This window comes from Desertihabitans aurantiacus (genome assembly GCF_003344635.1).
GTDB classification, from domain to species: domain Bacteria; phylum Actinomycetota; class Actinomycetes; order Propionibacteriales; family Propionibacteriaceae; genus Desertihabitans; species Desertihabitans aurantiacus.
On sequence record NZ_QPKK01000174.1, the window covers coordinates 1 to 8,456 of the forward strand.

7 protein-coding genes are annotated in these 8,456 nt (G+C 72.1%); 1 reads left to right on the plus strand and 6 read right to left on the minus strand.

From position 1 onward, the window contains the following. Window positions 1-91 precede the first annotated feature (91 nt). Window positions 92-907: an ABC transporter ATP-binding protein gene (locus DVA66_RS13640; RefSeq protein WP_114560582.1), complete on the plus strand. Its 816-nt coding sequence runs from the start codon at window positions 92-94 to the stop codon at window positions 905-907. On the opposite strand, the gene DVA66_RS13645 is transcribed toward DVA66_RS13640, so the two are convergent. The 6 genes from DVA66_RS13645 to DVA66_RS13670 all read right to left on the minus strand — a co-directional run. Beyond that, window positions 834-2,201: an alkaline phosphatase family protein gene (locus tag DVA66_RS13645; protein ID WP_114560583.1), complete on the minus strand. Its 1,368-nt coding sequence runs from the start codon at window positions 2,199-2,201 to the stop codon at window positions 834-836. The two genes, DVA66_RS13640 and DVA66_RS13645, sit on opposite strands and share 74 nt — an antisense overlap. Before the next feature lie 69 nt (window positions 2,202-2,270). Continuing rightward, the gene (locus DVA66_RS13650) at window positions 2,271-3,656 is read right to left on the minus strand and encodes an ABC transporter substrate-binding protein (RefSeq protein ID WP_114560584.1); all 1,386 of its coding nucleotides are present in this window, start codon (window positions 3,654-3,656) and stop codon (window positions 2,271-2,273) included. A gap of 56 nt (window positions 3,657-3,712) precedes the next feature. After that, window positions 3,713-4,660: a carbohydrate ABC transporter permease gene (locus DVA66_RS13655; RefSeq protein ID WP_157974002.1), complete on the minus strand. Its 948-nt coding sequence runs from the start codon at window positions 4,658-4,660 to the stop codon at window positions 3,713-3,715. After that, on the minus strand, window positions 4,657-5,577 hold the full coding sequence (locus tag DVA66_RS13660) for a carbohydrate ABC transporter permease (RefSeq protein ID WP_114560585.1): 921 nt from the start codon (window positions 5,575-5,577) through the stop codon (window positions 4,657-4,659). Before DVA66_RS13660 ends, DVA66_RS13655 begins: the two co-directional genes overlap by 4 nt. A gap of 124 nt (window positions 5,578-5,701) precedes the next feature. Further along, the gene (locus DVA66_RS13665; RefSeq protein ID WP_114560586.1) at window positions 5,702-6,814 is read right to left on the minus strand and encodes a GNAT family N-acetyltransferase; all 1,113 of its coding nucleotides are present in this window, start codon (window positions 6,812-6,814) and stop codon (window positions 5,702-5,704) included. A 76-nt stretch (window positions 6,815-6,890) separates the two neighbouring features. Further along, on the minus strand, window positions 6,891-8,456 hold a 1,566-nt coding region (locus DVA66_RS13670; protein ID WP_114560587.1), incomplete at its 5' end, for an alkaline phosphatase D family protein.

Sequence of the window (8,456 nt, forward strand, 5' to 3'; positions counted from 1 at the left end):
TGCCGGTGGGCTCGGCCACCCGCAGCAGCGCCCCCGACCCGGCGCCCGACCCGGTGTCCGAGCCGGCGCCCGATCCCGCGGGGAGCACCCGGTGACGGCCCCGGCGACGCCGGCGCGGCCGGTCCGCGAGGGGGGCCGGGAGCTCTTCGTCGGCCGCGGCCTGACCAAGACCTTCGGGCGGGGACGCAAGGCCGTCGAGGCGGTCAAGGGGGTCGACCTCAGCATCGCGGAGGGCGACATCACCACGATCGTGGGGGAGTCCGGATCGGGCAAGTCGACCCTGGCGCGGATGGTGCTGGGGCTGCTGCCGATCACCGCGGGGACGCTGTCCTTCGACGGCCGCGACGTCACCCGGCTCGGCGGGGCGGCGCGCAAGGCCTACTGGCGCGACGTCCAGGCCGTCTTCCAGGACCCCTTCGCCTCCTTCAACCAGTTCTTCACCGTGCGCCGCCTGCTGGAGCGCTCGCTGCGGCTGCTGGGCGGGGCCCGCGACGGCCGTCAGCGGATGGAGGAGGCGCTCGGCCACGTCGGGTTCGCCGCTGACGACGTGCTGGACCGCTTCCCGCACGAGCTCTCCGGTGGTCAGCGCCAACGGGTGATGATCGCCCGGGCCCTGATGATGCGTCCCAAGGTGCTGGTGGCCGACGAGGCCACCTCGATGCTGGACGCCTCGCTGCGGGTCAACGTGCTCAACGTGCTGACCGACCTGCGCGACGAGCTCGGCATGACCATCATCTTCATCACCCACGACATCGGGCAGGCCTGCTACATCGCCGACCGGGTGGTCGTGCTGGAGCACGGGGTGATGGTCGAGCAGGGCCCGGCCGAGGACGTCATCTTCCGACCCCAGCAGGAGTACACCCAGCGTCTGCTGGCCGACGTCCCGAAGCTGCACGAGGAACCCTGACCCCGTCACCGGTGAGCACCTCGGAGATGACGGTGCCCTCGGCGTCGGGGAGCTGCAGTCCCAGCACGGCGGCGAAGGTGGGTGCCTCGTCCAGCATCGAGCGGCGCCCGGCGTCCACCCCGGCCCGGAAGGCCGGCCCGGCGGCGAGGAAGACCGGCTGGTCGCCGTGCCGCGGCGCGTGGCCGTGGTTGCCGAGGTAGCCGCGGAAGTCGTCGTCGCCCTTGCAGACCACGACCCGGCGGTCGAGGGCGCCGCCGACGATGACACCGGGCTCGGACTCGACCACGTAGGCGAACGGCCCGGCCAGCCCGTACTCGGCCTCGGCCTCGGCCGCGCTCAGCACCCGCTCGACCCGGTAGCGGGGGTCCTGCTCGAGCTCGCGCAGCACGGCCTCCAGCTGCTGGCGGCGCTGCGGGGTGAGCCCGTCGGCGAGGAAGATCTGCCCGGACAGCCCGGAGCTGTGGCAGTAGGCCTCCCAGTCCAGCAGCCGGTGCTCCTCGTCGGTGGTGAGGAACCCGCGCTCGCGGAGCAGCACGTTGACGTTGGTGTGCTGGACGGTGTCGAGGTGGCCGTGGTCGGAGACGATGACGACGTTGGTGCGCGCGGCGTCCCCGGTGCGCTCCAGCGCGTCGAGGATGCGGCCCAGCCGCTCGTCGGTGGCGCGCAGCGCCTCGTGCACGTGCTCGCCGGAGGCGCCGGAGAGGTGGCGGGCGGCGTCCACGTCGACCAGGTGCAGGAAGAGCACGTCGGGACGGTCCTCCAGCAGCAGGTCGACGGTCACGGCGGTGGCCATCTCGTCGTTGCGCCGCTTGGGCTGCCAGACGATCTTGTCGCGGTGGCGCAGCCACAGCTCGTGGCCGCGGGGGGAGCAGAAGGTGGCGTAGCACTCCTCGACGCCGCCGAAGTGGTCCTCGTTGCCCATCTCGGGGACGACGATGTCGTAGGGGGCGCCGCCGGTGACCGGCCACTGCACGCTGGCGGTGGTGAGGCCCGCGTCCCCGGCCACCTCCAGCAGCGTCGGCACCTGCAGGAAGTCGTGCTGCCAGAACCAGTCGGGGTGGCTGATGCCCGGCTGCATCAGGACGTTGTTCCACACCCCGGAGCGGGCCGGCGCGCAGCCGGTCAGGATCGCGGTGTGGTTGGGGTAGGTGACGGTCGGGAAGACCGCCTCGATCTCGGCCACCGCCGCCCGCTCCAGGAGCCGGCCGAAGGCGGGCAGGGTGCGGGCGTAGGCGATGTCGTCCTGACCGGACATGGCGTCGACGGAGATGACGACCAGCTTCTGGCGTTCCACGGGGGCTCCTGGGGCGAGGGGTGCGTGCGGGGACCGGGCCGGCCGCCGCGGCGGCCGGCCCGGGCGGGATCAGGAGGCGAGGACCTCGGCGATGCTCTCCTGGTTCTGGCTGATGACGTCCTCGAGCTTGTCCTGCAGCTGGGACACGACGGTCTCCACGTCGGCGCCGTCGCCGTAGACCTGCGCCATCGCGGCGGAGATCTCGACGGTGGCGGCCTGGTACCAGCCCACCGGGTCGGCGGTCTTGGCGTTGGGGACCTGCGCCAGGGCGGTGCCGAAGTTCGGGTTGGCCGCGACCTGGTCCTTGACCTCCTGGGTGTCCTGGGCGGCGGTGACGATCGGCAGGTAGCCGGTGCCCAGGTGCCACTGCGCGGAGTTCTCCGGCTCGGCGAGGAAGCGGAACAGCTCGGCGCAGGCGTCCTGGCGCTCCTGCGACTCGGCCTTGACCACCGAGAGGCCGGAGCCACCGGTCGGCACCGGCGGGGCGGCCGTGTCGTGGCCGAGCATGAACGCGGTGCCGATGTCGAACTGGGCGGCCTCGGTGGCCCCGCGCAGGGAGGCGGTGGAGCCGTGGGAGGCGGCGGCGACACCGGTCTGGAAGTCGGTCATCGCCGACTGCGCCATGTAGCCGTAGCCGTCGGTGTGGATGAAGTCCTTCTTCCACGAGAGCCACTCCCGGGCCGGGCCGGCGTCCGCGGTGGCCTCGGTGGCGCTGGACCACTGCCCGCCCCAGGCCCAGATGTGGGACTGGCCGTACCAGGTGTCGTCGGGGCCGAAGGCCATCGGCTTCAGCGGCTGGCCGCCGGCGTCGAGCCTGAGCAGCTCCGGCGCCATCTCGGCGAACTCCTCCCAGGTGGTGGGGCCCTCCTCGGGCAGCCCGGCCTCCACGAAGCGGGTCTTGTTGAAGTAGAAGAGCGGGGTGGAGCGGGCGAACGGCACGACGTAGGTCTGGCCGCCGGCGGTGCCCTCCTGGACGTAGTTCTGCATGTAGACGTCGAGCGACCACTGGTCGTCGAAGTAGCCGTCCAGCGGGGCCAGCGCGTCGGCCTGCCAGAACTGCAGCCACTGCCGCTCGGGGAAGCAGACGATGTCGGGAACCTGGCGGGCCTGCAGGGCCGCGGTGAACTTCTTGTTCAGGTCGGTGTAGCCGCCCTGGGACTCGGCGATGGCGACGATGTCGCTCTGGGAGTCGTTGAACTTGGTGAACAGGGCCTGCAGGGCCTCGAAGTTCACCCCGGTGAAGGGGGCCCAGAACAGCACCGCGGTCCGGCCCTGGTACTGGGAGGGGACGGTGGTCGGTGCCTGGGAGAAGCCCGTGCGCAGGTTGGACGAGGCCTCCGAGCCGCCGGCGACGGGGGAGCCGCAGGCGGCCAGCCCGGCGGCGCCCGCCCCGGCTCCGAGGACCGCCAGCAGGGTGCGGCGGTTGAGCCGGAGGTCGGACAGCTGTGTGGACATGGGTGTCTCCTGTTTCGGTGGTGAGGGGAAAACGGGGAAGGGGGGTTCGGAGGAGGTCAGCCCTTGACCGCACCGGCGGCGATGCCGCCGATGATGCGGCGCTGGCCGATGAAGAAGACGATCAGCATGGGGGCGGCGACCATCACGGCGCCGGCCATGATGGCGCCCCAGTTGGTGTAGCCCTCCTGGCTGCGCAGGAACTGCAGACCGATGGGCAGGGTGCGCATGTCGGCGGTGCTGGTGACGATCAGCGGCCAGACGAAGTCGTTCCACTTGCCGATCAGCACGATCAGCGTCCCGGTGACGATCATCGGGGTGCAGAGCGGGACGACGATGGTGGTCATCCGGCGCCAGTGGCCGGCGCCGTCCATGATGGCGGCGTCGACGAGCTCGGCGGAGACCGTGCGCATCTGCTGGTAGACGAGGAACATCGCGAACGCGCTGCCCATCCCGGGCAGGATCAGCCCGGCGTAGGTGTTGAGCCAGCCGAGGTTGGCCACGGTGATGTAGTTGACCAGCAGCGTGACGTGGCCGGGCAGCATGAGCGAGCCCAGGATGAGGATGAACACGGCCTTCTTCCAGCGGAACTCGACGAAGGCGAAGGCGTAGGCCGACAGCACCGCACACGTCATCTCCAGGGCGGTCCCGACCCCGGTGGTGATGATGGAGTTGAGGAAGAACCGGCCGAAGGGTGCGGAGTTCCAGGCGTCGACGAAGTTGCCCAGCTCCAGCGACGTCGGCACCCAGCGCAGCGGCCAGGTGTAGATGTCGGCCTCGGGCTTCACCGCGGAGGTGAACAGCCACAGCAGGGGCACCACGAAGAGCACGAACACGCACGCCAGCAGGGCGTACTGCACCACCGACAGCCAGAGCGGACGCCGGCTCACCGGGGCGGTGCCCCGGGTCGGGGCCGGCACGGGGGCGACGGGGGCGACCGCGGCCGGGGCGGTGCCCGGGTCCTGCGGGGACGTCTGGGGGGCCTTGAGGGGGAGTCCGACGCTCATGAGTAGTGCACCTTCCGCTCGGCGATCCGCGTCTGGACGACCGTGACGACCAGGAGGATCAGGAACAGCACGGTGGCCGCGGCGGCGGACGTGCCGATGTCGAACTGCGAGAACGCCTCGTCGTAGACCATCCAGGTCAGCGTGGAGGAGGAGTCCCCGGGGCCGCCGCCGGTCAGGACGGCGATGATGTCGAAGGCCTGGGCGCTGGTGATGATCCCGGTCAGCAGCAGGAAGTAGGTCACCGGGGACAGCAGCGGCAGGGTCATCCCGCGGAACAGCCGCCAGCCCGACGCGCCGTCGAGGGAGGCGGCCTCGAAGACCTCCTTGGGCAGGTCCAGGATCGCGGTGTAGTAGATGATCGCCACGAAGCCGAGCCGCTGCCAGGTGTAGGCGACGGTGATGGCCCACAGCGACCAGTCAGAGGTGGTCGTCCACTGCGGCGAGTCGGCGCCGAACAGCCCGAACGCCCACCGGCTGAGGCCGTAGGTCGGGTCGAACATGAACAACCAGACGATGCCCACCGCGGCCCCGGGCAGCATGTGCGGGGCGAAGGTGATGGTGCGGGTGAAGCCGGAGAACCGGAGCCGCCGCGAGAGCAGGAAGCCGATGGCCAGACCGCCGACCAGGGTGCCGCCCACGGAGATGCCGGTGAACACCAGGGTGTTCCACAGCACCAGCCAGAACTCCGGGCTGGCGAAGAGGTCGAGGTAGTTCTGCAGGCCCACGAACACCGGCGCCGGCGCGATGAAGTCCCAGTCGGTCAGGCTCAGCACCACGTTGTAGACGGTGGGGTAGTACGAGAAGACCAGGATGGCGGCGAGGTTCGGCAGGATCAGCAGGCCGAAGAGGAGGCCCTCGCGCCAGCGACGCCGACGGCGTGCGGGCGAGAGGGTGGCAGTCAGGGTCACGGCGGCCATCCCATGGGTGGCAGGAGTCGGGTTCGCGACCCGACCCCCAACACCCGGCGACGTGCCGGGAAACCGTTGACGACGTCGTCCGCCCGGTGGCGGTCGCGCGACCGCCCGCGCCGCGTCTGCTACGTCAGCGGACGCGTTCGAAGACCAGGTGGTCGGTGCGGGTGCCGTCGCGGAGCACGGCGGCGCCGGTCTCCACCCCGCAGTGGGTGTAGCCGCTGCGCCCGGCGACCCGCTGGGAGGCGGTGTTGCCGACCGCCGCGCGGATCACCACCCGGTGGGAGTCGAACCCGTCGGGGGAGAGCGCCAGCTCGGTCAGCCGGGTGACGGACTCGGTCACCACCCCGCGGCCGCGGGCGTCGGGATGGGCCCAGTAGCCGATCTCGTGCCCGCCGGGCCGGCGCATCAGGCTGACGGTGGCGAGCAGCTGGTCCGCACCGCGGGCGGTGACCGCCCAGGTGCAGTCGTCGGGGTGCAGTCCGGTGGCGTGCTCGAGCCGGAAGCGGGCGGCGTCCTCGGCGGTGTAGGGGGCCGGCAGCTGGTTGAGCCAGTAGCGGGTGTCCTGGTCGTTGCAGGCCTCGACCACCCGCGGGTCGTCGCTGCGCCGGTGCGCGCGCAGCACCAGCCGTGGGGTGTGCAGCACCGGCACGGTCCGCGGCGGGACGGGCCGGGGCTGGTCGGCGTGCAAGGTGCCGACCCAGGCGTCGACCAGCGTGTCGCGGGCGGCCAGCCACCGCGGCACGACGCCGCCGGCGATCGTGAAGCCGAGGTCGTGAGCCAGCCGGCGCGAGCCGAGGTTGCCGGCCTCGGTCCACCACACCAGGCTCTGCAGGCCGAGGGTGGTGAAGGCGTGCTCCAGGGCCAGCTCGCCGGCGGTGCGCATCACCCCGGTGCCGCGGACGGCCGGGTGCGCGCCGAAGGCGAGCTCGCCGCGGCGCTCGTCGATGCAGCGCACGTCCATGCTGCCGCCGAAGCGGCGGGTGCCGTCGGGGAAGGGGCACTCGACCGCGAACACGTGCGCGGCCCCGGATGTCCACTGCCCTGGCACGTCGCGGCGCACCCAGTCCTCGGCCATCGCCGCGGTGTAGCCGAGCGGGACGGTGGTCCAGCGCACCGAGAGCGGGTCGGTGCACTGCTCGAGCACCCTCGGGGCGTCCTCGGGCCGGTGCGCCCGCAGCGTGACGTCGTCGCGGGTCAGGGTGGGGACGTCCTCGGGGAACCGGGCGGGCGCGAAGGGCATGGGGTGACCCTGCCGGTGGGCCGACCGGACGGGCAACCGGTTTGGTCACCCGTCCGGCCGGTGCCGGCGCTCGGGGTCAGACGCCCTGCACGCCCGGCACCCGGTCCTCCACCACGAAGCTGGCCCGGGTGCTGATCGGGGCCCCCGGCTCGAGCACGTAGGGCACCACCCGGAAGTCGTTGCGCAGCGTGTCCGGGGTCACCGTCACCCGGCTGTACCCGCGCTGGAAGTTGAAGAACTTCAGGTGCGGGTTGGCGGCGAGGAAGTCGCGGCCCTGGTCGTTCATGTCCGCACCGTCGGCACCGCTGGTGATCGAGGTGCCCACGAACTCCGACCCCACCACCGGCGAGCTCGGGTCCTCGTAGTCGGTCTTGAGGTCGAGGGCGTAGTTGGTGTGCCGGTCCCCGGTGACCACGACGAGGTTGCGGACCTCGCGGCGGCGGGCCTCGGCCAGCACCTCGTTGCGCTCGGCCACGTAGCCGTCCCACGGGTCGAGCCAGACGTCGGTGACCTCCGGCGAGGGGTCCCAGTCGGTCTGGCCGACGGGGGCCTGGTTGCCGAGGATCTGCCAGCGGGCGCGGGAGGAGGAGAAGCCGTCCAGCAGCCACTTCTTCTGCTTGCCGCCGAGCATGGTGTTGTCGGGGTCGAACCGGTCGTCGCAGACCGCGGAGTGGCCGTCCCCGCAGGGCTGGTCGGTGCGGTACTGCCGGGTGTCGAGCATGGTGAAGTCGGCGAGCCGGCCGTAGCGCAGCCGCCGGTGCAGCCGGACGTCGGGACCGGACGGCATCTGCGCCCGCCGCAACGGCATGTTCTCGTACATCGCCTGGAAGGCGGCGGCCCGACGTCGGCGGAACACCACCGGGTCCTGGTCGGGCTCGGTGTCGGCCTGGGAGAGGTCGCCGGCCCAGTTGTTCTCCACCTCGTGGTCGTCGATGGTCTGGACGAACGGGGCCGCCGCGTGGGCCGCCATCAGCGGCGCCTCGGACTTGTAGAGCGCGTACTGCAGCCGGTAGCGCGCCAGGTCGAAGGTCTCGGTGTGCAGCTGGGACGGCGTCTCGACCCCGCGCTTGTTGCTGCCGACGCCGGACTCGTAGATGTAGTCCCCCAGGTGCAGGACGAGGTCGAGGTCCTCCTCGGCCATGTGCTGGTAGGCGGTGAAGTAGCCGTCCTGCCAGGCCTGGCAGGACGCGAAGGCGAAGGTCAGCGAGGCGGGGGTCGAACCGGGCCGCGGGGCGGTCTTGGTACGTCCGACCGGCGACAGGTGGGAGCCGACGCGGAACCGGTACCAGTAGGGCCGTCCGGCCTCGAGACCGTCGATCTCCGGGTGCACGGCGTGGCCGAGCTCGGGCACGGCCAGCACGTTGCCGCGACGCACCACGGTGCGGAACCGCTCGTCCCGGGCCACCTCGTACCGCACCCGGACCTGGCGCCGCGGCATGCCACCGCGGCCGTTCGAGGCCAGCGGGTCGGGCGCCAGCCGGGTCCACAGGACGACGCCGTCGGCGGTGGGGTCACCGGAGGCGACCCCGAGGGTGAAGGGGTAGCCGATCCCGGCGGCGGCGTGGCCGGTGTCGGTCGACCAGGCGCCGGTGCCGACGAGCACGGCGGCGGCACCGGCGCCGCCGATGCCGAGGAACCGCCG